Below are 26,133 nucleotides of genomic sequence, written 5' to 3' on the forward strand. Positions count from 1 at the left end.
AACCCCTTCTGCCAGGCATATCCCGACGATATACCCCGCTACCCATTCGGTGACGGGTCATTGCATATGAGTAAAAGGCTGTATCGGCGATGTGTGTTCGCGTGGAGCAATCATTGGTTCGTGAATAAGCATCGGTTCAAAAAAGCTTCAAACCGATGCTTTAAGTCGCTCCAGATCTACATAATCGGTCCCGGACAATGCCAGGCCCGGCTATTGCCTTCTGTTGTACGCAGAACGCATCCTTTGGCGCGCAGTTGATCGGAACTCAAGCCAAGTGCCTTTGCCGAGTAAGTACGCTTGCGGCTGGCAATTGGTGGTGATGCCGTCGTTCCGGTTGAGCTTGCGGGGATTGCCGCTGGCTCTTCGTTGGAAACAGACGCCAAAAGCGATGCCTGCCGTGTTTGTCGTTGTACCGATGCTGAACGGGCTGCAGCGCCCTGTGATGGACAGTAAACGCCCGTCGCATTCAGGGATGCTCTGACCTCTTTGTTGAGGCAGATCAGGTCCAGTGCGGCAGCATTTTGCCCCATTCCGAGAAGTGCTGCCGCATAGGCCCGCCGGTTGCATTCACGCATTTCATATGTTGTGCCAAAGCCCAGGCCCCAGCCTGTTGCGCCGACGCCGGCACTTGTTGAGCCTGCGCAGGAATGTACACCCGCTGCAACAAGTCCCGGCGCGAAGGCAGGTACCGTCGTTTTAATCTTACTTGGCGAGTCGGAGCCGCCTCCAACGGCGATGGCGGTAGCACCGGCCTGCGATGACGAGTTTGTATTGTTGTCCACATTCACAGTTTGAGCGAACGCACCCCCTCCGAAGAGGATAAATGCGCCAGATAAGCAAAGGATACCCAGTTTAGACATAGCCAACCCCTTCGACTTTTATTTCATTTCACATGCTTTGATTATGATAAGGGCGCCATTATCATTTATTTTGTTATTGCCATTTTGCGTGCAAAAAGGATTATTTCTATATTATTGAAAAATAAGATTCTTGAAATATAAATATTGCATGACCTTTTACGTACAATGTGTAAGGTTTTTGTTGTTGATAATCTATATTGTTATCGTTTGTGTATTTCGATCTTTGAAACCATTTCCTTAGTTTTGCTTCTAAACCAAAGTTTATGGCGTCTTGCTCAAGTTGAAGACTCTCGGGCGTTAAATGTGAGATGGTGCAGCGCGCAATCCGGAAACTATGATGAAAATTGCTACATTGGATCAGCGCTTCTGGCTGTTTTGTCATCAAGCGGTTGCTTTCTCTTGCAAAACAGCGAAATTACGAAATTGTTGTTAGAATAATTCCATTGCCGGGAACAAAATGCAGCTTACCCCTCGTCACAACGCAATTCTGGATATCGCCCGCCGACAGGGGCAGGTTCTCGTCGATGATCTTGCGAGCGCGTTCGATGTAACGCCGCAGACTGTGCGCAAGGATCTCAACGATCTTTGCAAGGCGCGTCTGTTGCGCCGTATTCATGGCGGGGCGCTCTATCCGTCCGGTGTCGAGAACATGGAATATGAGGCGCGCCGCCGCATTGCTGCGCATGAAAAGGAACTGATCGGTCGGGCTGCGGCTGAAATGATCCCTGACGGTGCATCGCTGTTCATCAATATAGGCACGACAACAGAGGCCGTCAGTCATGCGTTGATCGACCACAATAATCTGATGGTCATCACCAACAACATCAATGTAGCCAATACTTTGCGTGTCTATCCGGAGATCGAGGTCGTCATCGCTGGCGGTGTGGTACGCGCGTCTGATGGCGGTATCGTGGGTGAGGCCGCCGTCGATTTCATCCGGCAGTTCAAGGTCGATTACGCAATCATCGGTGCATCGGCGATGGATGAGGATGGTGCGCTGCTCGATTTCGATTTCCGCGAAGTGAAGGTGGCACAGGCGATCATCGCAAATGCGCGCCACGTCATTCTCGTTACCGACTCAACCAAACTTGAACGGACCGCTCCTGTCCGTCTTGGCCATATCTCACAGGTTCATACCTTTATTACCGACCGCTGCCCATCGCAGCAATTGCGGGAATTATGCCGCGAAAACGAGGTCGAACTGATTGAGACGGCTGAGGACGAACCGAACGAAAAGAAAGAATCATAGTTTCGTTTCATTTTCGTTTCACTTTCGTATGAAATGACTTATATTCGCTTTGGTGGTTGGAGAGGTCTTCAGGTTTAGCCATGGCGCAGCATAAAATTTTTGATATTTTCGTAATCGGTGGCGGCATCAATGGATGCGGCATTGCAAGAGACGCGGTTGGCCGTGGCTTTTCGGTCGGTCTTGCCGAGATGAACGATCTGGCAAGCGGCACCTCGTCGCGTGCCACTAAGCTTATACATGGCGGATTGCGCTATCTGGAGCATTACGAATTTCGCCTGGTGCGCGAAGCGCTGATGGAACGCGAGGTACTTTGGGCCAATGCCCCGCATCTGATTCATCCGATGCGCTTTGTGCTTCCCTTTCACAAGGGTGGCGTGCGCCCTGCCTGGTTACTGCGCCTTGGCCTGTTCCTTTATGACCATCTCGGTGGCCGCAAGAAGCTGCCAGCCACGCGTACGCTCGATATGCGCACCGATCCTTCGAGCGCACCGCTCAAGCCACTTTTCACAAAGGCTTTCGAATATTCGGATTGCTGGGTGGACGATGCGCGCTTTACTGCGCTGACGGCACGAGATGCTGCTGATCGTGGCGCGATGATCCGCACCCGCACCAAGGTTATCTCTGCCCGCCGTGACCATGAAGCATGGACGGTAACGCTCGAAAACATCGATACAGGTCTGCGCGAAGAGTTTCGCTCGCGTCTCCTGGTCAATGCGGCCGGCCCATGGGCTGATAAAGTGCTGGAGGGCGTCGAAGGCGATCGTCAGTTGCATAATGTGCGTCTGGTGCAAGGCAGCCATATCGTGGTGCGCAAAAAGTTCTCCGATCCGCGCTCCTATTTCTTCCAGAACAATGACGGGCGCATCATCTTCGCTATTCCTTACGAAGATGATTTTACGCTGATTGGCACCACCGACCAGGATTACAAGGGTGATCCCGCCAAGGTTGCGATTAGCGACAAGGAAACCGATTATCTCTGCGCCGCGGCAAGCGAATATTTCCGCGAGCCGGTGCGGATTGAAGATATTGTCTGGACCTATTCTGGCGTGCGTCCGCTCTATGATGACGGTGCAAGCAAGGCGCAGGAAGCAACCCGCGATTATGTGCTCAAAGAAGATGCGCCGCAGGGAGCTGCACCGCTCATCAATGTGTTTGGTGGTAAGCTGACCACCGCGCGCAGGCTGGCCGAGCATATGCTTGAGAAGATCGAGCATCACTTGGGCAAAAAAGGTGCTCCTTGGACCCATGCCGCGTCTCTGCCAGGTGGTGATTTTGAGGCAACGGCTTTTGATCAGGAACTGGAAAAGCTGAAAGCTGATTATCCGTTCTTGCCACACCTCCATGCCCGTCGCCTGTTTAAGCTCTATGGAACACGCGCACGTATTTTGCTGGGTAAATCCAAATCTTTGGAGGAGCTTGGACGACATTTGGGTGCTGATCTTTATGAGGCGGAAGTACGCTATCTCATGGAGCACGAATGGGCGCATACGGCGGAAGATATTCTCTGGCGCCGAACCAAGCTTGGCCTGCGCATGAATGCGATTGAAGTCTCTTCGCTTGAGACTTTCGTCCAACCTGCCAAAGTCGCGTAACGGCTCGCTTGCAACCGGTCCGATAAAAAGTCATTATCTTTCCAGTGGGCCGTTTCCAGCCTTTCTGGGAGGAAAACATGGGTGCGCCGCAAGACCGGATACACGCAGATCGTATCCATTCCGAGATTGAGACGGGAGGAGCCGCCCGCTCAGCGCTGGTTGCTTCATGGCGCCGTTCTGCACGTCTTTATGGACTGGATCCCGCAGAAACAGGCTCTGTTCAAACGCTCTCTGATCATGAACTGCGAACCGCCCGCCAGCGTATGGAACGGGTGGTTAGCATTGCACAAGCCAGCATGGATCGCCTCTATATGGCGGTTGGGGGTGTTGGTTGTTGCGTGCTTTTGGCCGACAGCGAAGGCGTACCAGTCGAGCGTCGGGGGGCAGCAGGTGATGACGACACGTTTTACGATTGGGGTCTGTGGACGGGTGCCGTATGGAGCGAAGCGGTTGAAGGCACCAATGGCATCGGCACCTGCATTGCCGAGCAACGTGCGCTGACCATCCATCGCGACCAGCATTTTCATACACGCAATATTGGGCTTTCCTGCACAGTCGCGCCCATTCATGACCATCAGGGCCGCTTGATGGCGGCACTCGATGTCTCGTCTTGCCGCAGCGATCTGACCGAGGCCTTTGTACAGCTGATTTCGGTCGCGGTGATTGATGCCGCGCGCCGCATTGAGGCTGAGAATTTCCGGCAGGCATTTCCTGATGCGCGTATCGTATTGGCACCAAGTGCCGACCGTACCGGCGGAGCGCTGATTGCTGTCGACAAGGACGACCTTGTGATTGGTGCCACGCGTGCTGCACGCCTTTCGCTCGATCTGACTGATGAAGCACTTCTGACAGCCTTGCCTGCGGCTGATCTTCTCGGCTGGAACGCTGATCCGCGTGAGGATATGGCGGAGTCCGAGAGAGGCGTTATTCTGCGCGCCATTGCGCGCGTGGACGGCAATGTTTCGTCCGCTGCCAAGCTGCTGGGCATCAGCCGGGCCACGCTCCACCGCAAGCTCAATCGCCTCAAGATCATCCGGCCTAATTAAATATATCTCCCGAATTAGGGGCTAATTTTTGGGAAAAGACACGCGCTGCAAGCGGGCTTAAACTGGGTGGTGCGATAAATCTGAATTCGGTTTTGCAAACTGTCTCATTATTGAGACACATTGATACTGCATACTATCAAGCGCTGGATGACTCCTCCCAAGAGCCGCGCCAAATTATGTTTGAAACGCCGTAGGAGCGGCGTTGTCTTTTGGGAGGAATGTCATGAACAAAGTTGAATTTCATCGCTCCGTAAAGCCGGAGTTTGCCAAACGTTATGGCAATTTCATTGGCGGCAAATGGGTTGAACCCAAGTCTGGCCGCTATTTCGACAACACATCGCCGGTCAATGGTCAGGTACTCTGCGAAGTCGCGCGTTCCGATGCGGCTGATGTCGATGCAGCACTTGATGCAGCCCATGCAGCGAAAGAAGCATGGGGCAAAACCAGTCCGGCAGAACGCGCTGTGATCCTCAACAAGATCGCAGACCGCATTGAAGAAAACCTGCCAAAGCTTGCTGCTGCTGAAACATGGGACAATGGCAAGCCAATCCGCGAAACAACTCATGCCGACCTGCCGCTGGCAATCGACCATTTCCGCTACTTTGCGGGTGCAATCCGCGCGCAGGAAGGTGGCATTTCCGAAATCGATCACGACACGGTTGCCTATCACTTCCACGAACCGCTCGGCGTTGTCGGCCAGATCATTCCTTGGAACTTCCCGCTGCTGATGGCTGTGTGGAAGCTGGCACCAGCACTTGCCGCTGGTAACTGCGTGGTGCTGAAGCCTGCAGAACAGACACCTGCTTCCATTCTTGTTCTGATGGAAGTGATTGGCGATCTTTTGCCAGCAGGCGTCATCAACGTGGTCAATGGCTTTGGTCTTGAAGCAGGCAAGCCGCTGGCGTCGAGCCCGCGCATTGCCAAGATCGCCTTTACTGGTGAAACGACGACGGGTCGTCTCATCATGCAATATGCCAGCCAGAACCTTATTCCAGTCACACTGGAACTGGGCGGCAAGTCGCCAAATATCTTCTTCTCCGATGTGACGGCCGAAGATGACGATTTCTTCGACAAGGCTATCGAAGGCTTCGTCATGTTTGCGCTTAATCAGGGCGAAGTCTGTACCTGCCCGAGCCGTGCACTGGTCCATGAAAAGATATACGACAAGTTCATGGAACGCGCATTGAAGCGCGTTGAGGCTATCGTTCAGGGCGATCCGCTTGATCCGGCAACCATGATCGGTGCGCAGGCATCCAGCGAGCAGCTCGAAAAAATTCTGAGCTATATCGATATCGGCAAGCAGGAAGGCGCGGAAGTGCTGACGGGCGGTGGGCGCAATGAGCTGGCCGGTGATCTGGCAGGCGGCTATTACGTCAAGCCGACTGTGTTCAAGGGCACCAACAAGATGCGGATTTTCCAGGAGGAAATCTTCGGTCCTGTTGTTTCGGTTACGACGTTTGAGGACGATGCCGAAGCGCTCTCGATTGCCAATGACACGCTTTATGGTCTGGGTGCCGGTGTGTGGACGCGTGACGGCACGCGCGCCTACCGCTTCGGTCGCGCCATTCAGGCCGGTCGTGTCTGGACCAATTGCTACCACGCCTATCCGGCCCATGCGGCGTTCGGTGGCTATAAGCAGTCGGGTATCGGTCGTGAAAACCACCTCAAGATGCTCGACCATTACCAGCAGACCAAGAACATGCTGGTGAGCTACAGCCCGAAGAAGCTCGGCTTCTTCTAAAAAACAGGGTGGTCCGTGGCTTTCGAGCCTCGGACTGCCGCTTTCCTTGCAGTTTCATCGATACAGTACGACCTCCATCGCACTTCCGATCAGAGGTCGTTCCCCCGCTGTTTCCTCCCAGGAAAGGGTCGGGTCGGCAGGACTTCGCGCCTGCCAATCCGGCCCATTACAGCGCATCCCAAAAAGTGCGAAGCGGTTTTTGGGTAAGATGCGCGCAGGAAAAGTGCCGCATCCCAAAAAGTGTGCGAAGCGGTTTTTGGGCTAGATGCGCGTAAAACAGAAGGATGTTTTCGTAATGGCTAAAACAATGAAGGCTGCCGTGGTTCGCGAATTCGGCAAACCACTGACCATCGACGAAGTGCCGATTCCGGTGCCGGGTGATGGCCAGATTCAGGTAGCAATTCAAGCTTCTGGCGTATGTCACACCGATCTCCACGCCGCCGAAGGCGACTGGCCGGTAAAACCCAATCCTCCATTCATCCCGGGTCATGAAGGCGTCGGTTTCGTTTCGGCAGTCGGTCGCGGCGTCAAGCATGTGAAAGAAGGCGACCGCGTTGGCATTCCTTGGCTCTACACGGCTTGCGGTCATTGCGTGCATTGCCTTGGTGGCTGGGAAACGCTTTGTGAAGAGCAGCAGAACACCGGCTATTCGGTGAATGGCGGCTTTGCCGATTTTGTAGTGGCTGATCCGAATTTCGTTGGCCACCTGCCAAAAAACATCGAGTTCAATGAAATTGCGCCCGTCCTTTGCGCAGGCGTGACGGTCTATAAGGGACTTAAGGTCACGGACACTAAACCGGGTGACTGGGTGGTGATTTCCGGCATCGGCGGCCTCGGTCATATGGCTGTGCAATATGCCAAGGCCATGGGGCTGAATGTTGCTGCCGTCGATATTGACGACAAGAAACTCGATCTCGCCCGCAAGCTTGGTGCGACAGTCACGGTCAATGCCAAGACCCATAATGATCCGGCAGCCTATATCAAGAAGGAAACTGACGGTGGCGCGCAGGGCGTGCTGGTGACGGCTGTGTCGCCGAAAGCCTTTGAACAGGCGATCGGCATGGCAGCACGCGGCGGGACGATTGCGCTGAACGGTCTTCCGGCTGGCGAGTTTCCGCTGTCGATCTTCAACATGGTGCTGAACGGCGTGACCGTGCGCGGTTCGATTGTCGGCACGCGTCTTGATCTGCAGGAGTCTCTTGATTTCGCAGCGGACGGCAAAGTTAAAGCAACGATCCGCACCGACAAGATCGACAATATCAATGCCATCTTTGACGAAATGCGCGCAGGCCAGATCGAAGGCCGTGTCGTGATGGACCTGACGCAGTAATCGGTTCATACTGTCATCAGAGCCGCCGTAGCAATACGGCGGTGTTGGCAATGGGAGGAGGAACCATGCCGCAAGTCGCTCAACAAGAGCAGGTTACTGCTACCGATGCAGCGCTGGAGCTGATCGCAGAATTGCAGGACGAGTACGGCCCGATTATGTTTCACCAGTCTGGCGGCTGCTGTGATGGCTCATCGCCGATGTGCTATCCGCAAGGAGATCTGCTGCTTTCGGATGCGGATGTGAAGCTGGGTGAAATCGGCGGCGCACCGTTCTATATCAGCGGTTCTCAGTATGAGGCCTGGAAACATACCGAACTCATCATCGATGTCGTGCCGGGGCGCGGCGGTATGTTCTCGCTCGATAATGGCCGCGAGAAGCGCTTTCTTACCCGTTCCAAGATATGTTCCATTTGAAGCATGTTTCCCAAAAGTGGATGCCGGTTTTGGGGATAAAGATAAGCGTAAGAACAATAGCTAAAGCACATCGCGCTTTAGAGCTTTGCGCTTTAGAGCAAAGCAGCTAGTAAATTATGCATATCACTGGGGAGAGAGTGCATAACGGCCATGGCCGCATCCAATAAGAGAGCGACGATCCATGATGTGGCGCGCCTGGCGGGCGTGTCGATCAAGACAGTTTCACGCGTTTACAATGACGAGCCGAATGTCCGCGATACGATCCGTGAGCGGGTGAAAGAGGCTGGTGCTGAATTGCGCTATCGCCCTAATGCCGCGGCGCGCAATCTGGTCGAGCGCCGCTCGCATCTCATCGGATTATTCTTTGAAAATCCAAGCCACAGCTACGTCACGGAATTGCAGGTTGGGGCGCTGGATCGTCTGCGCGGCACGCGTTATCGACTGCTGATATTTCCAGTCGAGAACCGTGCGGATATTCGCGGATCGCTGATCGAAACGGCCCATGCTTCCGGCCTTGATGGCATTATCGTAACACCGCCCATGTCGGATGATCCCGAGATTCTGCAGGAGCTGATTGCGTCAGCCATGCCTTTTGCGCGTGTGGCGGGTGATTTCAATGTGCATCCGACTGACAGCGTTGCCATCGACGATGAGGCGGCCACACTCGATCTGATGAAGTATCTGCTCGATATGGGGCATCGCCGGATTGCGATTGTGATCGGCGATCTGACCCACCGCTCGGCGCAGCAGCGTCTGGCAGGCTATCGCCGTATGCTTGATGAAGCGGGGATTGATCACAATCCCGATTATGAATTTGAAGGCGGCTTCAGCTTTTCAAGCGGTCTGGCTGCAGGCAGAAAACTGCTATCGCTGCAAAACAGGCCGACTGCCATTTTTGCGTCGAATGACGACATGGCGGCTGCTGTTCTGCAGATTGCCTATGATTACAAGATTGATGTGCCGGCCGAACTAACGGTTGTTGGCTTCGATGACAGTGCGATTGCCAGCATGGTGTCGCCGCAGATTACGACGGTGCGTCAGCCAATCCGCGAAATGACGCGTGATGCCGTGGATATGCTGCTCCACCAGATTGATACCAACAACACATCGCCGTCGCGCCATATCGAATATAAGCTGATTATCCGCCAGTCTTCGGGCAAGGTGTCTTCGGGCAAGGTGGCGGAATAAAGCATGTCTCCCAAAAGCGGGAACCCTGTTTTGAGTTAAAGACATGGGTAAAAACATAAGTTTAAGACGGGGCCGGTATTTCCGGCCCCGTTTTATTTCTTACGATGGAAGAACGTCTTCCAGTCCCTTGGTCAGTTCCAAGGCCTGACGTTCGAACATGCGGCGATAGATGCCGCCCGGTTTGCGGATGAGCGCATCGTGATCACCTTCTTCAAGGATTTTGCCCTTGTCGAAGACCAGCAAGCGGTCAAGCGCACGAACCGTTGAAAGCCGGTGCGCAATGACAAGCGTTGTACGACCGATCATCAGCCGTTCCATTGCCTGCTGGATCAGCACTTCCGATTCTGAATCAAGGCTCGATGTTGCCTCGTCCAGAATTAGGATTGGCGCATCTGCCAGAAATGCGCGGGCAATCGCCACACGCTGACGTTCACCACCCGAAAGCTTCACACCGCGTTCACCAACGAGCGTTGCATAACCCTTCGGCAGACGCATGATGAAGTCATGCGCACTGGCAAGCATGGCTGCATGCTCGATCTCTGCCTGTGTCGCGCCGGGGCGAGCATAGGCGATGTTTTCGGCCAGCGTCCGGTGAAACAGGATTGGTTCCTGCTGCACAATAGCAATCTGCGATCTGAGTGAAGCCTGTGTGACTTCGGCAATGTTCTGTCCATCAATCTTGATGGCGCCGCCACTCACATCGTAGAGACGCTGGATGAGCTTGATGAAAGTCGTCTTGCCCGAACCCGAATGACCGACCAGACCAACCCGTTCACCGGCTTTAATCCTGACCGAGAAGTCGCGATAGAGAGCCGTGTCGTGACTGCCATAATGGAAGGTGACGTTCTCAAACGTGATCTCGCCATTTCCGATCTTGATCGCGTTTGCACCCGGCCTGTCGGCAATGCCGTAAGGCTCGGCTTCGATCTGAACCAACTCTTCCATATCGTTTACCGAACGCTGCAGGTTGCGGATATGCATACCCACATCACGCAGATAGCCCTGCAACATGAAGAATGCCGTCAGAACGAAGGTGATATCACCTGCCGTTGCCTTGCCCTGGCTCCAGAGATAGAGCGCAAAAGCAATGACCACGCCACGCATCACCAGCAGGTTTACACCCTGAATAAAGCCGTTCAGCGTGCCGATCAGCCATGTGCGGCGCGTACGCGAGCGCCACTTGGTGACGACCTTGGCAAGACGTCCATCTTCACGACCTTCCGCACCGAATGCCTTGACAACTGCGTTGCACGAAATGGCATCGGCCAAAGCGCCGCCCATACGTGTGTCCCAGCTGTTGGCAAGCGTTGCAGCAGGCGCAACAAAGCCCAGCGAAATCACAATCGTGCAGACGATGAAAAGCACCGAGCCGATTGCAACCAGCAGGCCCATCATCGGCCAGTACCATGCGAGAAGTGCTACTGAGCCGAAAAGCATGAGGATAGACGGCAATAACGCAATCAGCAGCGTGTCATTGAGCAGGTCAAGCGCCCACATGCCGCGCGAAACCTTACGCACGGTCGATCCGGCAAAAGCATTTGCATGCCAGTCGGTCGAAAACCGCTGTAGCTTGCGAAACGAACTGGCTGCCATGTCACTCATGATCTTCAGCGTGAAGTCGGTGATGACATAGAAGGTCAGCTGACGCGTGATCAGCGCCAGTGCGCCCAGCGCAAGCAGGATAATCAGCGCGCGAATGGCAGCATCCCATGCGCCATCCTGACCGATCGAAAGCGCATCGACCAGCCGCCCTGAATAGAGTGGTGTGAGGACGTCTGCGGCCGTTGCAAGCAGCATGCTGATAATAATCAGCGTCAGCCGCAGAGGCTGACTTCGCCAGTGGCTGAAGGTGTAGCCGAGGACATTGCGGAAAGCAGGTCCCCGGAAATTGATACGAAACCGAGTCATATGAATAATACCAGGCCGCGCGAAGACGGATTCTGGTTCCTTTAAAATCATTTTCATTAAAAGCACGAAGCGGTTTTGCGTCGAACGATGTTTGAAAACGAAGACAAAACAAACAGCTGCTGAGAGCTGCGGCAAATTTGGAAGTTGTTAGTAATATGCCCTTTTAGGGAGGGCGATCAGGCCTTAGCCTGCAACACGGGCCAAAGACCTAAAGCTTGGATGCGCCCGCGTTAACACCGGGCACCGACGGAAATGGATAGACACGCATCTCATACCTCTTGCCAGTGTTTCAGATGGCTGCACAATAAATGAGCAAATCTATTTGCCAAGTGGCAAAATGCAGAAGTTTTATTTCAATCTATTGAGTGTGGCAAAAATGCTGCCTTACAGCTTTCGCGGCCATGCGGCGAGTTTGCGCGAAAAATGCGAGATGGTTGCATGTAAAAGCATGGTGAAGGCCGCCAGCACAAACAGGCTTGCGAACATCAGATCGACCTTGGCGCGACCATTGGCGAGCAGCATCAGATAACCAAGACCTTTTGATGCACCGACCCATTCGCCCACTACAGCCCCAATTGGTGCATAGACGGCAGCAAGACTTAACCCCGAAGCAAGCGACGGGAAAGCTGCGGGAATGCGCACACGAAAAAGAATTTGCATGGGCTTGGCGCCAAGGTTTTCGGCGGCATTAATCAGCGTCTGATCCATCCTTTGCATCCCATCCAGAAAGGTGGAAACGACCGGAAAGAAGATCATCAGAATGGTGACTGCAATTTTCGATGCCGGTCCATAGCCGAGCCAGAGTGTTAAGATCGGAGCGAGTGCAAATATCGGAATCGCCTGACTGAACACCATCACCGGCATGACAAGCCGTTGTGCGAGCGGCGACATCATCAGCCCTATGGCCGTGAGAACGCCAATGGCAGAGCCGAGAAACAGCCCGCCCAGCACCTCGCCAAATGTCACGACTGCATTATCGGCGATCAACTGTGCATTGGTGATGAGTGATTGCACGACGTCGAGCGGGCCGGGCAGGATGAAGCGCGGCATCTGCCAGATGCTCACCACAGCCTGCCAAAGTGCCAGCACAGCAAACGCCGACAGAAACCCGTCGGCGATGCGTTTTTTGCGCGAGCGAGGAGCGATGCTCGTCATGCTCCTTTGAGACCCCCAGAAATACCCATTGACCAGAAGTTCGCTTCAAGCCTGCTTGCCGTTGCAAAAATCTGGCAGAGCTTTGGCCAGCGCGGGCTGCTCTCGAAATCCGGACCGATGCGGTCTTTTGCAGCTTGATCAAAAAGCTTGCCAACCGTATGGCACATCTCCTGATAATCAGCGCCCGCATAGGTGTCGATCCACTCCTGATAGGGTGTGCCTATATGGGCAGTGGCTGCGAGATTAACCCCGATTTCGCCATAGCCATGCGCGCAGGGAACCAGTGCGGTCAGCAGGTCGAGGAAATCGCCTGCCTGCCCGCAATCGAGTACGTAGCGCGTATAGGCGAGGTTTTCCGGCTCTTCTTTTGTGTTGTAAAGATCGTCTTCGGTTATGCCTTCGCGTGCGCAGATTCCGACATGCAGCGGCAGTTCTGTGACCGCCAGCCCATGCATGATTTCGGCGCAGAGCCGCGTTTCCTGCAAGCTGCCTGCCTTCACGACACCCAGCGCAAAGGCGCGGGCATAGTGATGCAGATAAACGTAGTCCTGCCTGAGATAATGCAGGAATGCCGATTTCGGCAGCGTGCCATCGCCCAGTCCGCGGACAAATTCATGATCGATATAGGGGGTCCAGTCATCAAGCGTTGCGGCACGCAGGCGGGTGAACAATTCGGATGAATAAAGCGTGTCACTCATGACTTGTCACCTCCCGCGTTGACGTCGATTGCAAATTTCTCGACAGGCAGGATCGAAGGCACGAGACCGTTATCCTTGAGATAGGTTTCGTAGCGGCTCCAGCGTCCATAATCGAGGCTTGCGGGTGAGCGCGAGAAACGGGCAACCGTGTCTTTCCAGGCGCGCTGATTCAGCTCGTCTTTGAGTTCAGAACTATAAGACGCGAACAGGTCGTAGCTTTGCTCTGGATGATTGACGATATATTGCGCGGCTTTTTCGGTGGCTGCTAGAAAGCGCGAAATCCGTTCTTTTTCGTTCGCATCCAGCTTGTTTGAGTTGGCGACATAAACCAGCTCGTCATAGACCGGCACGCCTTCCTCCTCGACGAAGAAGCATTTGCCCGCAACCCCTTCAACCGCCATCTGGTTGAGCTCAACATTGCGATAGGCACCAATCACCGCATCAACCTGTTTCGACATCAGCGATGGTGCGAGCGAGAAGTTCACATTGATGAGTTCGACATCTGAAAGCTTTATGTCGTGGTTTTTGAGAATGGTGCCAAGCACCGTTTCTTCAACACCAGCGACAGAGAAGCCGATCTTCTTGCCTTTGAGATCGGCACTTGAATTGACTGAACCATCGTCTCGCACCATCAGGCAGTTGAGCGGGGAATCGACCAGAGTGCCGACGCGGATCAGCGGAATATCGGCATGAACATCGAGATGCACCTGCTGTTGATATGAAATTGCCAGATCAGCCTGTCCAGCCGCAACCATTTTGGGTGGTACAGATGCGTCGGCAGGGGCGATGATTTCCACATCAAGACCCGCATCCTTGAAGTAACCGAGCTTGTCGGCCACGATGATCGGCCCATGATCGGGGTTCACATACCAATCAAGTATGAGTTTGAATTTATCATTCGCATGAGCTGCCTGAGCTGACATCAGGGCGAACGAAGCCGTGGCGCTGAAAAGCGCAGCAAAAATCAGTTTTTTCATGTTTCCTCCGGTTAGAGCGCATCCCGAAAAGTGTGAAGCGGTTTTCGGACAAGATGCGCGTTAAAGCGAATATTAGGTCTACTTTACATAGGGGCGTGTAACTTCGATCCATTGCCGCACGCGGGCTTCGGGATCGGGGTTGAGAGTGATGTCGGTGACGACGGATACAATGTCAGCTCCGGCTTTAAAGACGCCCGGCGCGCGCTCCACATTCATGCCGCCAATGCCAACGAGCGGAATATCACCAAGGGTGGCTTTCCATTGGCTGACGCGGTCCAATCCCTGTTCATGCCATTTCATCTTTTTGAGAATGGTCGGATAGACAGGGCCGAGCGCGATATAGGCTGGCTTTAGCGCTAATGCACGATCAAGTTCAGCCTCATCATGGCTGGATACACCGAGCTTCACACCGCTCTCGCGGATTGCATCGAGATCGGCTTCATCAAGGTCTTCCTGACCGAGATGTATGAAGTCGCAGCCTTCCTCAATCGCCAGTTTCCAGTAGTCATTGACGATGAGCTGGCAATCATATCGCGCGCAAATTTCGCGGGCTGCGCGGATTTCTGCGCGCAGTTCAGCGTCGTTCTTATCCTTGATGCGCAGCTGCACGAGTTTGATGCCAAGCGGCACCATGCGCTCACACCAGCTAGCGCTGTCAAAGATCGGGTAGAACGGATCAAGGGCCATTACAAAAATGCCTTTCCGAGTAATGGAGTGGAGGGGGCAGCCATGTCGCGGGCTTCAATCGGATCGGCTTCATAGGCGATGCGCCCAGCCTCAACAGCGAGCGCAAAAGCGCGGGCGATAGCGGCTGGATCGCCTGCTTTGGCAACCGCAGTGTTGATCAGCACGGCATCAAAGCCAAGTTCCATGGCGGCTGCAGCGTGCGATGGGACGCCAATACCGGCATCCACGACCAGTGGAATATCGGGGAAATGCGCACGCATGGTTTTAAGTGCATAAGGATTGTTGAGGCCGCGACCTGAACCAATCGGCGCGCCCCATGGCATCAACACCTTGCAGCCTGCCTCAATCAGTTTCTCCGCAACCACAAGATCGTCATTCATATAGGGAAAGACCTCAAAGCCTTCATCGCAGAGAATACGGGCTGCTTCGACCAGCCCGAAAGGATCAGGCTGCAAGGTGTCGTGATCGCCGATGACTTCAAGCTTGATCCAGTTGGTGCCGAAAACGTCACGCGCCATTTTTGCTGTGGTGACTGCTTCGCGTGCGGTATGGCAACCGGCAGTATTGGGCAAAACCGAAACACCCAGATCCTTGATCAGTGTCCAGAAATCCTGACCGGCACGCATATTCCCGCTCTCGCGCCGCAGCGAAACCGTCACGATTCCCGACTTTGACGAGCGGACGCTGTCAGCAAGAATAGAGGGTGATGGATATTGCGCCGTTCCCAATAGTAGGCGGCTTTCAAATGTTTTCCCGTAAAATTCCAGCATCTTAGCCTCCCTGCATCGGCGCGAGCACTTCGATGCGATCGCCTTCGCCGATCAGCGTTTCCTCGCGTTCATCGCCTGCAATGAATTCGCCATTGAGCGCGGTTGCCACCACGGCCTCATCAAGTTCGATTTCTGCAAGCAGAGCCAAAAGATTGGCGCTTTTGGTCTCAAAGACCTCGCCATTTAAAACGATGGTCATGCCAGGTTCTCCAGAAGTTCAGGTTGTTGTTCGGCCTCGGTTGCTGCCGCAACCGCCATGCGTGCAACCGCAGGGGAGAGCAGAAAGCCGTGCCGGTAAAGCCCGTTGACATACATTGTTTGGCCACGCCCTGTTCGAACTTGTCGCACACGTGGCAGATTGTCGGGGAAGGCGGGGCGGGCGTCGACGCCGGTTTCCAGAATTTCCGCTTCGCCAAATGCCGGATGCAGCGCATAGGCGGCGCTTAACATTTCCAGCGTCGAGCGAACGCTAATGCCGCCTCTCTCATCGCTTTCGATCATAGTTGCGCCGATCATATGAATGCCGTCACCGCGTGGCACGATGTAGAGCGGAATGCGCGGATGCAGCAGGCGCACAGGGCGCGAAAGATTGATGTCGCGGGAGCGAACCACCAGCATTTCGCCCTTCACACCGCGCAGATCCTGCAATTGATCGCGTGCTGCCAGACCGCGCGCATCGACGGTAATATCCGTGTCGATTTTTACATCTTTCGCATCTTGCCCGAGATGAAAGACCACGCCTTTCTTTTGCAGGTTTTCGGCAAGCTCGATCAGTGTATTGCGCGGATTGAGGTGGCCTTCCTCAGCAAAGAAAAGCCCCTGCCGGAAACGGCCTGCAAGGTCCGGCTCCAGTGCATCGATCTGTTCGGAATCAATTGTGTCGAAGGCTTGCGTGCGGCGGGCGAAGCGGCGCAGTTCAGTCGTATCGCGTGTGTGGGAAATGACAAGCGTGCCCTTGCGGTGGACTGTTGAAACATGCCGTTCCCACCAGCTAATCGCTTCTTGCCCCAGCCTTACGACGGGCTCTTCCGCACTCTCGCCTTCGCACCACGGGGCCAACATTCCGCCCGCAAACCACGAACAGCTGTCGGAGCCGATTGCGGTGCTTTTGGCAATGACAGTGACGGCGTGGCCTTGGTCACTAAATTCTGCTGCGCAGGCAAGGCCTGCAACACCCGCGCCGATGATGGTGACGCGCATTATGCAATCTCCCACAAAGCGTGGAAATGATGCACGGGGCCGTGCCCGCTTCCGACCTGCAATGTGTTAGCGGACCGGATGGCCGCTTGCAGATAGGTATGCGCTTCACGAAGGGCTTTTTCCAGCGAAAGCCCCTTGCCGAGACCCGCTGCAATTGCTGACGAAAGCGTGCAGCCAGTCCCATGGGTGTTCTGCGTGTAGATACGCGGCGCTTCCAGCTGGATCATCGGCAGATTGGCACGGATGAGAAGGTCGGTGCAGATGTCGCCCTCAGCGTGCCCGCCTTTCATCAGCACGGCCTTCGCGCCGAGCTTGAGCAAAGCGCGTCCTTGTTCTTCCGCCTCATTATTATTTCGCGCGATGGCACAGTCGAGCAGGCAGGCAGCTTCCGGCCGGTTTGGTGTTAGAAGGCATGCAAGCGGGATCAGTTTTTCGCGCAATGTCGAGATTGCGGCTTCGCTTAAAAGCCTGTCGCCGGACTTCGCCACCATCACCGGATCAAGAACCACCGGGCCAGAGAAATGCCCAAGGCCTTTGGCTATTGCCTGAATGGTTTTCGGCACCGACACCATGCCGATCTTGACCGAAGCCACATTGAGATCGCTGAAGACCGCATCAATCTGTGCCGCAACGATTTCAGCCGGAACATCGTGGACTGCTGTGACCGTTAATGTGTTCTGAGCGGTGATCGCTGTAATGACGCTCGCGCCATAGACATTGAGTGCTGAAAAGGTCTTTAAATCGGCCTGAATGCCAGCACCGCCACCGCTGTCGGAGCCAGCAATAGTCACGCAAATAGGCGCGGATGCACCATTGCTGTTGCTTGCTTTTGTTCGGGAGAGGCTTTGTCTTAAGTCCATCATGTCGTCTCTCATTCCGAACGGAAAATTGAGACGTCATGAACGGGTTTTGGGGCTTTGCCCCACGGAGGATGAAATCCTCCTTGTTCGCGACGCGCCAAACTCCGTTCCCTACGCAGGTATTACCCGGATCAGGTTCAATGGGTTAACGCGGTCAGCGTCTCTCAGCCTTTTGTGTCGCAAGGTCGGATGGAAAACCGTTTAGCGCTTTTCCTGATCTTGCTTCGAAGGCACCCCAACGAATTTTGTGTCTTAAGCATAGGCCGGAACAGCAGGGCGGTCAAGAGACTGTAAAACGACAAATTGCAGGCGCTAAATTAGGGATTTTGATAATTTGTATATAATTTGTTAAAATTCTAGACTGTAAGCTATCCACCGGATTGCATCGTCCTGCTCTGATTCTCCGGGTTAACTCTCGCATGAGAGCGGAAAACATCCAGTCAGGATTTGTCTGATGAGGGACCAATGATGAGGAAGCGGGAAGCCGGTGAGGCTCACTCGGGTGATGCGATGGTGCGCACATCCGACGAGGATTTCCGTATTCTTTTTACAACTCATCCGACACCCATGTGGGTCTATGATCCTGAAACGCTAGCATTCATTGTCATGAATGAAGCGGCCCATGCGCTTTACGGCTATTCGGCAGACGAAATCCCCGGCATGACAGTGCTTGATATCCGTCCGCAGACCGAGCGGGAGCGGATGTTTGCAGCCGTGCGCGACAGAAGCGATCTTGAGCGTCCCGAACGCTGGCAGCATCTCAAAGCCAACGGCGAAACCATCGAGGTTCTCACTTACGGACGCCAGGTCGTCTTCGACGGCAAGCAGGTCATTCTGGCAATCGTTCAAGACATGACCGAACTGGCAGAGGCGACCCGGCAGGCAAGTCATGTGCAGTCTCTGCTTGATGGACTGGTCAACAACATGCCGCTTGGTGTTTTCGTCAAGGATATGCAGGACGAAGGCCGATATGTTCTCTACAATCAGGCAGCGTCCACGATCAGCGGTCACAATATCGACCATGTAGTTGGCTCGATCGATGCCGAAATTTTCCCAAGCGAGGAAGCAAAGCTTCTGACGCAGCAGGATCGGCTGGCAATGCGCCGCGGCGATGTGTTGACGATTGAGCGGGATATTCGTTGCGCTGACGGCACACCGCGCCGGATGCGGATCATCAAACGTCCCATTCCACCTGTTGAAGGCGATAAATCGCGTTACCTGATCGGGCTTGTCGAAGATATTACTGAGCGACGCGAGACTGAACAGCGCATGACGCATATCGCCATGCACGACAGTCTGACGGATCTGCCGAACCGTGCCTATTTCTCGCAATATATTGAAAATATTCTGAAAAAGGGCGACAGTGCTCCGGCGTTTGCGCTGTTCTATCTCGACATCGACCACTTCAAGACCATTAATGACAGCAGGGGGCACCAGATAGGTGATCTGCTGCTCAATCAGGTGGCGACGCGTCTTAAGAACATCACGACTTGCGATCAGTTTCTCGCGCGACTTGGTGGCGATGAGTTTGCCATCATCTATCGCAGCGATGCGATTTCGCAGATTGCCATGTTTGCGGACCGCCTTCTTTCAGCCTTTCAGGACCCGTTTGATCTCGGTGATACAACGGAATTCGTGTCTTGCAGTCTTGGCATCGCTCAGGCGCCTCTGCATGGTGAAGATACCGACGTGCTGATGCGCAATGCTGATTTGGCGCTTTATGCCGCCAAGGCGGATGGTCGGCGAACGTTCCGCTTCTACCAACATTCGCTGCGACTGGCTGTTGAGAAACGCCATGCGATGACAACTGATCTGCGGGTGGCCTTGGCCGCGAAGCAGTTCGAGCTGCATTACCAACCGATCTTCAATCTGGAATCGGGTCGTATATCCGGGTTTGAGGCCCTGCTGCGCTGGCGTCATCCATCCCTGGGCATGGTCTCGCCGGTTGAGTTCATTCCGATTGCAGAAGAAGCCGGGCTTATCGGCCCCATCGGCGATTGGGTGCTGAGACAGGCTTGTTGTCAGGCAGCTTCCTGGCCGGATGAGATCAAGGTTTCGGTCAATCTTTCTCCGGTGCAGTTCAATCAGACAACGCTGCTCGATTCTGTCACGGAAGCGCTTGAGGAGGCAGCCCTGTCTCCGGACCGTCTCGAACTTGAAATTACGGAATCCGTATTCCTGCAAAACAGCAAACACAATATCGAACTGCTGTTTGAGTTGCGCCGCCTGGGCGTGCGGATTGCCATGGATGATTTCGGCACTGGCTATTCATCGCTCAGCTATCTGCGCTCGTTCCCGTTCGACAAGATCAAGGTTGACCGCAGTTTTGTATCGGGCATCGAAGTCGATACCCGTGATCTTGCGATCATTCAGGCGGTCGCCACGCTGGGCGCTGGTTTCCGGATTGTAACGACTGCTGAAGGCGTGGAAACCACGCAGCAGCTTGAATGCCTGCGCAAGCAGAATTTCGGCGAGGTGCAGGGCTTCCTGATGGGGCGTCCAATGCCTGCAGCTGAGGTGCCAGAATTCATCCAGACCCGCTGCGGATCAATCCTCGCTGCAATGCAGCCGCAGAACGAAATGGCCATCTGAAAATCATTTATGAATAAGGCTTGACCTTCCAACGGTGGGAAGGGTTACTTATGATGCAACTCAGTATCTAGCCCTTTAAAAAGGGGCTGCAGCATCGGCTCAAAAATCGGCAACGATCTTCGGAAAGCACGATGCGCAGAAGAAGGGATTGCCATGAACAAGCCAGTCAAATCCGAAAACACAAGTTTCGCCATTCCAGTCGAGGGCATGAGCTGTGCCTCCTGCGTGTCTTCCGTTGAGAAGGCTGTCGCGAAAGTGCCGGGCGTTGACAAGGTGTCTGTCAATCTTGCGACCGAGCGCGCCGATGTGACCTTCAAGGCCGCACCCGACATGCCAGCAGTCATCGATGCGATCCGCAAGGCAGGCTATGACGTGCCGTCGGGAAGTGCCGATCTCGCCATTGAAGGCATGAGCTGTGCTTCCTGTGTGAGCAAGGTTGAAAAGGCATTGAATGCCGTACCGGGCGTAACCCGCGCCAGCGTTAATCTCGCGACCGAACGCGCTCATGTCGAATTGGCTGGCCAGGTGCCGCTTGGTGATCTTATTAAGGCGGTTGAAACCGCGGGCTATGAAGCGCGTTCTCTTGAAGAGGCACGCAGCGATGCCAAGCAGGAAACGCAATCCGACAAGCGCGATGCGGAAGCGCTTGAGCTGAAAAAGAACGTCATCCTTGCTGCGGTTCTGACTCTGCCGGTTTTCATTCTTGAAATGGGATCGCATATCATTCCAGCGGTGCACATGTTCGTCATGGACACGATTGGAATGCAGAACAGCTGGTATTTCCAGTTTGTGCTGACAACACTTGTCCTCTTCGGCTCGGGTATGCGCTTTTTCAAGAAAGGCATTCCGGCCCTTCTGCGTGCCGCACCCGACATGAACTCGCTGGTGGTTGTCGGAACAGCCGCCGCATGGGGCTTTTCGGTCGTTGCAACCTTCTGGCCGGATATTCTGCCGGCAGGAACAGTCAACGTCTATTTCGAGGCCGCTGCTGTCATTGTCACGCTGATCCTGATTGGCCGTTATCTGGAAGCTCGTGCCAAGGGCCGAACCTCGGCTGCGATCAGCCGTCTCGTTGGCTTGCAGGCCAAGTCGGCCCGCGTGCTCCGCAATGGCGATGCGATCGATGTGCCGCTTGAAGATGTGCGCGTTGGCGATATCGTTCAGGTGCGTCCGGGCGAGAAAGTTCCCGTCGATGGCGAGGTGATCGAAGGCTCGTCCTTTGTGGATGAATCGATGATTACCGGCGAACCCGTACCCGTTGCCAAGGAAGAGGGCGCGGAAGTCGTCGGCGGCACGATTAACAAAACCGGCGCCTTCACATTCCGTGCAACCAAGGTTGGCCGCGATATGGTCATCTCGCAGATCGTGCGGATGGTCGAGGACGCGCAGGCTGACAAGCTGCCCATTCAGGCCAAGGTCGATAAGGTCACTGGCTGGTTCGTGCCTGCGGTTATGGCTGCCGCGGTCCTTACTTTCATTGCATGGCTGGTTATTGGCGGCACAGCCATGATGGGCTACGCGCTGGTCAATGCTATTGCGGTTGTCATTATCGCCTGCCCATGTGCCATGGGGCTTGCAACGCCGACCTCGATCATGGTGGGCACGGGTCGCGCTGCAGAATTTGGCGTTCTGTTCCGTCGTGGTGACGCGCTGCAAACCCTGCGTGATGCATCGGTGATTGCGGTCGACAAAACCGGCACGCTGACACAAGGTAAGCCGGCTTTGGCGCATTTCGCTGTTGTCGATGGCATCGATAAGGATGAAGCCCTGGCGCTGGTTGCAGCGGTGGAAGCACGTTCCGAACATCCAATTGCTGATGCGATTGTGACGGCTGCAAAGGAAAAGGGACTGAAGCTTGCCGATGTTTCGGCCTTTGAGTCCGTTCCCGGTTTCGGGCTTAAGGCCAGCGTTTCGGGTCGTGAAGTTGCCATTGGTGCTGATCGCTATATGGCGAAGCTCGGTCTGGATGTAGCGGTGTTTGCGGATGATGCGAGCCGTCTTGGCGATGAAGGCCAGACCCCGCTTTATGCAGCAATCGACGGCAAGCTCGCTGCAATCATCACGGTTGCCGACCCGATGAAGGAAACCACGCCTGCAGCTATTGCTGCCATGCATGAGCAGGGCCTCAAAGTCGCGATGATTACCGGCGACAACCGCCGCACTGCTCAGGCGATTGCCAAGCGTCTTGGCATTGATGAAGTGGTTGCGGAAGTGCTGCCGGACGGCAAGGTCGAAGCTTTGAAGCGCCTTTCGGCTGGGGGAAAGCGTATTGCCTTTGTGGGTGACGGCATCAATGATGCACCAGCTTTGGCTTCCGCAGATGTGGGTATTGCGATTGGCACAGGCACGGATATTGCGATTGAAAGCGCTGATGTTGTGCTGATGTCAGGTGATCTGCGTGGCGTGGTCAATGCGATTGCAATCTCAAAGGCCACAATCCGCAACATCAGCGAAAACCTGTTCTGGGCTTTTGCCTATAACGTGGCGTTGATTCCGGTTGCCGCTGGTATTCTTTATCCGTTTACCGGCACGCTTCTTTCGCCGGTGCTGGCAGCAGGTGCGATGGCGCTTTCGAGCATCTTCGTGCTGAGCAATGCTTTGCGCCTGCGCAGTTTCAAAAGCCCGATGGCCTGATTATTGGGTTATCCTGTCGGCAGTCTTCTCGCTGCCGACAGGCGATATTGCTTTTAAACATTTGCCACTGGATTTTTTATTTTGCCGCCTATGTGGATGAGCAGGCACGCCGTGTTGCGCAGCAATCAATTTGCTGCGACACTTCTACCAATATGAGGCCTACCCAAATCAGAAATGCATCGAATTCGGTTTAATCCGTGCATCTTTGTTTCAAGTAACAGTCATGCACGGCGGGACTGCAGTCACTACTTGAAGGGGGTAATGTCTTGCTTGTTTCTCTGACGTCTATTCTGTTTTTACTGATTGGTCTTGCGCTCGGCGCAGCCGGTATCTACCTCGCCACATTGGGTGGCAGCTGGGCCTTCATAGCAATTGCTGTAGGCTTTCTGCTGACCGGCTTCTTTCTTCTCAAACGAAGCTCTCTGGCGCTCTGGATTTACGCGCTGGTCATCCTTGGAGCGCTCGGCTGGGCGGTTTATGAAGTTGGCTTCGATTGGTGGCGGCTTGGCTCAACCGGCGGCATCATTGTTCTGCTTGGCCTTTGGCTGCTTACGCCATGGGTCAGAAAGCCGCTGAATGGCGGTGGCTTGCCACTCACGATAGCGACGCTCGCAGCACTTGTTGTTGCCGGCTATTCGATGACACAGGACCCAACCAGCATCAACGGCAACCTGCCGATGGAAAAGGTTGCCGCAACGCCTGATCTCGGTGGCAATGTGCCTGATGGTGAATGGCACCAATATGGGCGCACACCTTACGGACAGCGCTACTCGCCGCTTGCACAGATAACGCCTGAAAATGTCTCCAAACTTCAGGTCGCCTGGCAATACCAGACCGGCGATGTCAAGCAGCCGGAAGATGTGGGTGAAACCACCTATCAGGTGACGCCACTCAAAATCGGCGACTCGCTCTTCCTTTGCACGCCGCATAACTGGGCTATCGCCCTTGATGCAGCGACCGGCAAGGAAAAGTGGAAGTTCGATCCGAAGGTCGGCTTCAACACCGATCGTCAGCACCAGACCTGCCGTGGCGTGAGCTACTGGAAGGATTCGACCGCAACTGCTGGTGCGAAATGTTCAGAACGCGTTTATCTGCCGACGTCTGACGCTCGTCTGATCGCGCTGGATACGCAAAGCGGCGAGATCTGCACCGATTTCGCCAATGGCGGTACGCTCGATCTCAGCCACGGCATGAAATATAATCCGGCAGGTTACTACTACTCAACCTCGCCACCGGCGGTCGTGGGTGACAAGATCATTGTCGGCGGTGCAGTCAATGATAATTACTCGACTGAAGAACAGTCGGGCGTCATTCGCGCCTTCGATATCCGCAGCGGAGAACTGCTCTGGAACTGGGATTCGGGAAATCCCGATGTCACCACACCTCTGCCGGAAGGCCAGCACTATACGACCAATTCTCCGAACAGCTGGTCGGTATCGAGTGTTGATGAAAAGCTTGGTCTGATCTTCATTCCACTTGGCAATCAGGTGCCGGATCAGCTCGGCATGGGCCGCAGCGAAAATGTCGAAAAGTATTCGTCGTCCATCGTGGCGCTGGATGTGAACACAGGGCAGGTGAAGTGGGTTCGCCAGACTGTCCACCACGATCTGTGGGACATGGACGTGCCAGCACAGCCGGTCCTGCTTGATATCAACGGCGTTCCCGCGCTGGTTGGTCCGACCAAGCAGGGCGATCTCTATGTACTCGACCGCCGCACTGGCGAGCCGATCATCCCGATCAGTGAGATGGCGGCACCGACGGGTGCAATCCCGGAAGATCACACATCACCAACGCAACCGATCTCTGATCTGACATTCAGCCCGCCACCGCTCAAGGAAAGCGATATGTGGGGCGTGACATTGTTCGATCAGCTCGCTTGCCGCATTGCGTTCCACAAGCATTTCTATGAGGGACGTTACACGCCGCCGTCGCTCAAAGGCACGATTGTCTATCCGGGCAATTTTGGTGTCTTCAACTGGGGCAGCGTGGCGGTCGATCCTGAGCGTCAGGTGATGTTCGGTATGCCGACCTATCTCGCTTTCACCTCGCGCCTTGTGCCGCGTGCGGATATTCCGCCGCGCGGTCAGGACGAGAAGGGCAGTGAACAGGGTCTGAACCGCAATGATGGCGCGCCTTACGGCGTGTTCATGGGGCCATTCCTGAGCCCGCTGGGCATTCCGTGTCAGTCGCCGCCATGGGGCTATGTCGCGGGTGTCGATCTGCGCACAGGCAAGACTGTCTATAAGCACCGCAATGGTACGATCCGCGATATGGCACCGGTTCCGCTGCCATTCAAGGTGGGCGTGCCGGGCATTGGTGGTCCGATGATTACCGCTGGTGGCGTAGCCTTCCTGGGTGCTGCGGTGGATGATTATCTCCGCGCCTATAATCTAACCAATGGTGAAGTTCTGTGGGAAGCGCGTCTGCCTGCAGGCGGCCAGTCCACACCAATGACCTACACCGTCGGTGATCAGCAATTCGTGCTGATGGTCGCGGGCGGTCATGGTTCGGTCGGCACCAAGCCGGGCGACTATGTGATTGCCTATACGCTGCCGAAATAAAGTGCGTCTTTCGGACCGAGATGCGCGTAATACCAAAACTCCATGAGTATGACTCATGGAGTTTTGGTTAAGCCCGAGTGGCAATTGAACTTTTTCAAGGCGTGATGCGTCAGCATCTTGAGCCGCCTTGGTATAAAAGTAATCGACAGCGCACATCAAACAGAAACGCCGGGAAATTCCCGGCGTTTTGCTTTTATGCTCTTATCTCTCAAAGGCGCCCGTCAGATTTTTCCGTGCAACAATTCGCCTTTGCGCGGGGCTGGGCGAACGGCCTTCGGTGCGCTGTGGCTGGCAAGCTCATGGATGATCGGGCAATCGGGCCGGTTGTCGCCATGGCAATTATGGGCGAGGTGACGCAGCGTATCAGCCATGTTCTGCAACTGCTTCATCTTGGCTTCGAGGTCTTCGACATGCTGCAATGCGACCTTCTTCACATCGGAAGACGCACGGTTGCGGTCGCGCCAGAGGGCAAGCAGTTCCTTGATCTGTTCGACCTGAAATCCAAGATCACGACTTGATCGGATGAAACGCAGCGTTTCGACATCATTTTGCGTATAGACGCGATAGCCCGAGCTGGTTCTGTCGGCAGCCTCGATAAGCCCGATGGTTTCATAATGGCGGATCATTTTCGCCGATATGCCCGATGCTTTGGCGGCTTGCCCGATATTCATC

The 26,133-nt window shown here is 54.8% G+C and carries 21 protein-coding genes and 1 riboswitch; of the genes, 10 read left to right on the forward strand and 11 right to left on the reverse strand.

Features of this window, described 5'->3' with window-relative positions; all coding sequences use genetic code 11:
* Positions 1 to 176: 176 nt before the first annotated feature.
* Positions 177 to 860, reverse strand: a complete 684-nt coding sequence (locus QSJ70_RS14635) for a hypothetical protein (protein ID WP_215775961.1) — start codon at positions 858 to 860, stop codon at positions 177 to 179.
* A gap of 457 nt (positions 861 to 1,317) precedes the next feature.
* Between QSJ70_RS14635 and QSJ70_RS14640 the strand changes: the two genes are divergently transcribed.
* The 7 genes from QSJ70_RS14640 (at position 1,318) to QSJ70_RS14670 (ending at position 9,419) form a co-directional block, all read left to right on the forward strand.
* Complete coding sequence (locus QSJ70_RS14640; protein ID WP_007873360.1) at positions 1,318 to 2,109, forward strand: DeoR/GlpR family DNA-binding transcription regulator; 792 nt, start codon at positions 1,318 to 1,320, stop codon at positions 2,107 to 2,109.
* An 80-nt stretch (positions 2,110 to 2,189) separates the two neighbouring features.
* Positions 2,190 to 3,701 (forward strand): glycerol-3-phosphate dehydrogenase, encoded by a 1,512-nt coding sequence (gene glpD / locus QSJ70_RS14645; RefSeq protein WP_285537433.1) that lies wholly within the window; start codon positions 2,190 to 2,192, stop codon positions 3,699 to 3,701.
* Positions 3,702 to 3,778: 77 nt separating this feature from the next.
* On the forward strand, positions 3,779 to 4,747 hold the full coding sequence (locus QSJ70_RS14650; protein WP_007873364.1) for a GAF domain-containing protein: 969 nt from the start codon (positions 3,779 to 3,781) through the stop codon (positions 4,745 to 4,747).
* 223 nt (positions 4,748 to 4,970) lie between these two features.
* Positions 4,971 to 6,488 carry an aldehyde dehydrogenase gene (gene adh, locus QSJ70_RS14655; protein ID WP_285537436.1) on the forward strand — a complete coding sequence of 506 codons (1,518 nt, stop codon included), beginning with the start codon at positions 4,971 to 4,973 and terminating at the stop codon, positions 6,486 to 6,488.
* A 295-nt stretch (positions 6,489 to 6,783) separates the two neighbouring features.
* Positions 6,784 to 7,818, forward strand: coding sequence for an alcohol dehydrogenase AdhP (gene adhP, locus QSJ70_RS14660; protein WP_007873366.1), 1,035 nt, complete (start codon positions 6,784 to 6,786; stop codon positions 7,816 to 7,818).
* Between the two features lie 65 nt (positions 7,819 to 7,883).
* A complete protein-coding gene (locus tag QSJ70_RS14665; RefSeq protein ID WP_007873367.1) occupies positions 7,884 to 8,231 on the forward strand; it encodes a DUF779 domain-containing protein in 348 nt (115 codons plus the stop codon).
* 150 nt (positions 8,232 to 8,381) lie between these two features.
* The gene (locus QSJ70_RS14670; protein ID WP_112804636.1) at positions 8,382 to 9,419 is read left to right on the forward strand and encodes a LacI family DNA-binding transcriptional regulator; all 1,038 of its coding nucleotides are present in this window, start codon (positions 8,382 to 8,384) and stop codon (positions 9,417 to 9,419) included.
* 99 nt (positions 9,420 to 9,518) lie between these two features.
* Here the strand turns inward: QSJ70_RS14670 and QSJ70_RS14675 are convergent, their stop codons facing one another.
* The 9 genes from QSJ70_RS14675 to thiD all read right to left on the reverse strand — a co-directional run bounded on the left by QSJ70_RS14675 (position 9,519) and on the right by thiD (position 17,674).
* Positions 9,519 to 11,327, reverse strand: a complete 1,809-nt coding sequence (locus QSJ70_RS14675; RefSeq protein WP_285537440.1) for an ABC transporter ATP-binding protein — start codon at positions 11,325 to 11,327, stop codon at positions 9,519 to 9,521.
* Between the two features lie 384 nt (positions 11,328 to 11,711).
* Positions 11,712 to 12,482 carry an ABC transporter permease gene (locus QSJ70_RS14680; protein WP_285537441.1) on the reverse strand — a complete coding sequence of 257 codons (771 nt, stop codon included), beginning with the start codon at positions 12,480 to 12,482 and terminating at the stop codon, positions 11,712 to 11,714.
* Positions 12,479 to 13,180, reverse strand: coding sequence for a thiaminase II (tenA, locus tag QSJ70_RS14685; RefSeq protein ID WP_285537442.1), 702 nt, complete (start codon positions 13,178 to 13,180; stop codon positions 12,479 to 12,481). The genes QSJ70_RS14680 and tenA overlap by 4 nt, the downstream gene beginning before the upstream one ends.
* Complete coding sequence (locus QSJ70_RS14690; protein WP_285537443.1) at positions 13,177 to 14,157, reverse strand: ABC transporter substrate-binding protein; 981 nt, start codon at positions 14,155 to 14,157, stop codon at positions 13,177 to 13,179. The genes tenA and QSJ70_RS14690 overlap by 4 nt, the downstream gene beginning before the upstream one ends.
* Positions 14,158 to 14,235: 78 nt before the next feature.
* Positions 14,236 to 14,844 carry a thiamine phosphate synthase gene (locus QSJ70_RS14695; RefSeq protein WP_285537444.1) on the reverse strand — a complete coding sequence of 203 codons (609 nt, stop codon included), beginning with the start codon at positions 14,842 to 14,844 and terminating at the stop codon, positions 14,236 to 14,238.
* Entirely contained in the window at positions 14,844 to 15,614 is a 771-nt protein-coding gene (locus tag QSJ70_RS14700; RefSeq protein ID WP_285537446.1) for a thiazole synthase, read from the reverse strand. Before QSJ70_RS14700 ends, QSJ70_RS14695 begins: the two co-directional genes overlap by 1 nt.
* Before the next feature lies 1 nt (position 15,615).
* Entirely contained in the window at positions 15,616 to 15,813 is a 198-nt protein-coding gene (gene thiS, locus QSJ70_RS14705) for a sulfur carrier protein ThiS (RefSeq protein WP_113487427.1), read from the reverse strand.
* Positions 15,810 to 16,814, reverse strand: a complete 1,005-nt coding sequence (gene thiO, locus QSJ70_RS14710) for a glycine oxidase ThiO (protein ID WP_285537450.1) — start codon at positions 16,812 to 16,814, stop codon at positions 15,810 to 15,812. The genes thiS and thiO overlap by 4 nt, the downstream gene beginning before the upstream one ends.
* Positions 16,814 to 17,674: a bifunctional hydroxymethylpyrimidine kinase/phosphomethylpyrimidine kinase gene (gene thiD, locus QSJ70_RS14715; protein ID WP_285537701.1), complete on the reverse strand. Its 861-nt coding sequence runs from the start codon at positions 17,672 to 17,674 to the stop codon at positions 16,814 to 16,816. Before thiD ends, thiO begins: the two co-directional genes overlap by 1 nt.
* Positions 17,675 to 17,765: 91 nt before the next feature.
* Positions 17,766 to 17,922, reverse strand: a riboswitch (TPP riboswitch).
* 220 nt (positions 17,923 to 18,142) lie between these two features.
* On the opposite strand from thiD, the gene QSJ70_RS14720 reads away from it, so the two are divergent.
* The 3 genes from QSJ70_RS14720 (at position 18,143) to QSJ70_RS14730 (ending at position 25,461) form a co-directional block, all read left to right on the forward strand.
* Entirely contained in the window at positions 18,143 to 20,266 is a 2,124-nt protein-coding gene (locus tag QSJ70_RS14720; protein WP_408913761.1) for a putative bifunctional diguanylate cyclase/phosphodiesterase, read from the forward strand.
* Between the two features lie 153 nt (positions 20,267 to 20,419).
* Entirely contained in the window at positions 20,420 to 22,900 is a 2,481-nt protein-coding gene (locus QSJ70_RS14725; protein ID WP_285537452.1) for a heavy metal translocating P-type ATPase, read from the forward strand.
* Between the two features lie 266 nt (positions 22,901 to 23,166).
* Positions 23,167 to 25,461, forward strand: a complete 2,295-nt coding sequence (locus QSJ70_RS14730) for a glucose/quinate/shikimate family membrane-bound PQQ-dependent dehydrogenase (protein WP_285537455.1) — start codon at positions 23,167 to 23,169, stop codon at positions 25,459 to 25,461.
* Between the two features lie 221 nt (positions 25,462 to 25,682).
* Here QSJ70_RS14730 and cueR read toward each other — a convergent pair whose 3' ends face one another.
* Positions 25,683 to 26,132 (reverse strand): Cu(I)-responsive transcriptional regulator, encoded by a 450-nt coding sequence (gene cueR / locus QSJ70_RS14735; protein WP_007873386.1) that lies wholly within the window; start codon positions 26,130 to 26,132, stop codon positions 25,683 to 25,685.
* Position 26,133: the final 1 nt, after the last annotated feature.

This window comes from Brucella sp. NBRC 12950, assembly GCF_030268145.1.
Taxonomy (GTDB): Bacteria; Pseudomonadota; Alphaproteobacteria; order Rhizobiales; family Rhizobiaceae; genus Brucella.

Excerpts from the sequence above, each read along its gene's own strand:
- QSJ70_RS14635 (WP_215775961.1), bottom strand. The coding sequence starts at position 860 with ATGTCTAAACTGGGTATCCTTTGCTTATCTGGCGCATTTATCCTCTTC.
- QSJ70_RS14640 (WP_007873360.1), top strand. The coding sequence starts at position 1,318 with ATGCAGCTTACCCCTCGTCACAACGCAATTCTGGATATCGCCCGCCGA.
- glpD (WP_285537433.1), top strand. The coding sequence starts at position 2,190 with ATGGCGCAGCATAAAATTTTTGATATTTTCGTAATCGGTGGCGGCATC.
- QSJ70_RS14650 (WP_007873364.1), top strand. The coding sequence starts at position 3,779 with ATGGGTGCGCCGCAAGACCGGATACACGCAGATCGTATCCATTCCGAG.
- adh (WP_285537436.1), top strand. The coding sequence starts at position 4,971 with ATGAACAAAGTTGAATTTCATCGCTCCGTAAAGCCGGAGTTTGCCAAA.
- adhP (WP_007873366.1), top strand. The coding sequence starts at position 6,784 with ATGGCTAAAACAATGAAGGCTGCCGTGGTTCGCGAATTCGGCAAACCA.
- QSJ70_RS14665 (WP_007873367.1), top strand. The coding sequence starts at position 7,884 with ATGCCGCAAGTCGCTCAACAAGAGCAGGTTACTGCTACCGATGCAGCG.
- QSJ70_RS14670 (WP_112804636.1), top strand. The coding sequence starts at position 8,382 with ATGGCCGCATCCAATAAGAGAGCGACGATCCATGATGTGGCGCGCCTG.
- QSJ70_RS14675 (WP_285537440.1), bottom strand. The coding sequence starts at position 11,327 with ATGACTCGGTTTCGTATCAATTTCCGGGGACCTGCTTTCCGCAATGTC.
- QSJ70_RS14680 (WP_285537441.1), bottom strand. The coding sequence starts at position 12,482 with ATGACGAGCATCGCTCCTCGCTCGCGCAAAAAACGCATCGCCGACGGG.
- tenA (WP_285537442.1), bottom strand. The coding sequence starts at position 13,180 with ATGAGTGACACGCTTTATTCATCCGAATTGTTCACCCGCCTGCGTGCC.
- QSJ70_RS14690 (WP_285537443.1), bottom strand. The coding sequence starts at position 14,157 with ATGAAAAAACTGATTTTTGCTGCGCTTTTCAGCGCCACGGCTTCGTTC.
- QSJ70_RS14695 (WP_285537444.1), bottom strand. The coding sequence starts at position 14,844 with ATGGCCCTTGATCCGTTCTACCCGATCTTTGACAGCGCTAGCTGGTGT.
- QSJ70_RS14700 (WP_285537446.1), bottom strand. The coding sequence starts at position 15,614 with ATGCTGGAATTTTACGGGAAAACATTTGAAAGCCGCCTACTATTGGGA.
- thiS (WP_113487427.1), bottom strand. The coding sequence starts at position 15,813 with ATGACCATCGTTTTAAATGGCGAGGTCTTTGAGACCAAAAGCGCCAAT.
- thiO (WP_285537450.1), bottom strand. The coding sequence starts at position 16,814 with ATGCGCGTCACCATCATCGGCGCGGGTGTTGCAGGCCTTGCCTGCGCA.
- thiD (WP_285537701.1), bottom strand. The coding sequence starts at position 17,674 with ATGGACTTAAGACAAAGCCTCTCCCGAACAAAAGCAAGCAACAGCAAT.
- QSJ70_RS14720 (WP_408913761.1), top strand. The coding sequence starts at position 18,143 with ATGAGGAAGCGGGAAGCCGGTGAGGCTCACTCGGGTGATGCGATGGTG.
- QSJ70_RS14725 (WP_285537452.1), top strand. The coding sequence starts at position 20,420 with ATGAACAAGCCAGTCAAATCCGAAAACACAAGTTTCGCCATTCCAGTC.
- cueR (WP_007873386.1), bottom strand. The coding sequence starts at position 26,132 with ATGAATATCGGGCAAGCCGCCAAAGCATCGGGCATATCGGCGAAAATG.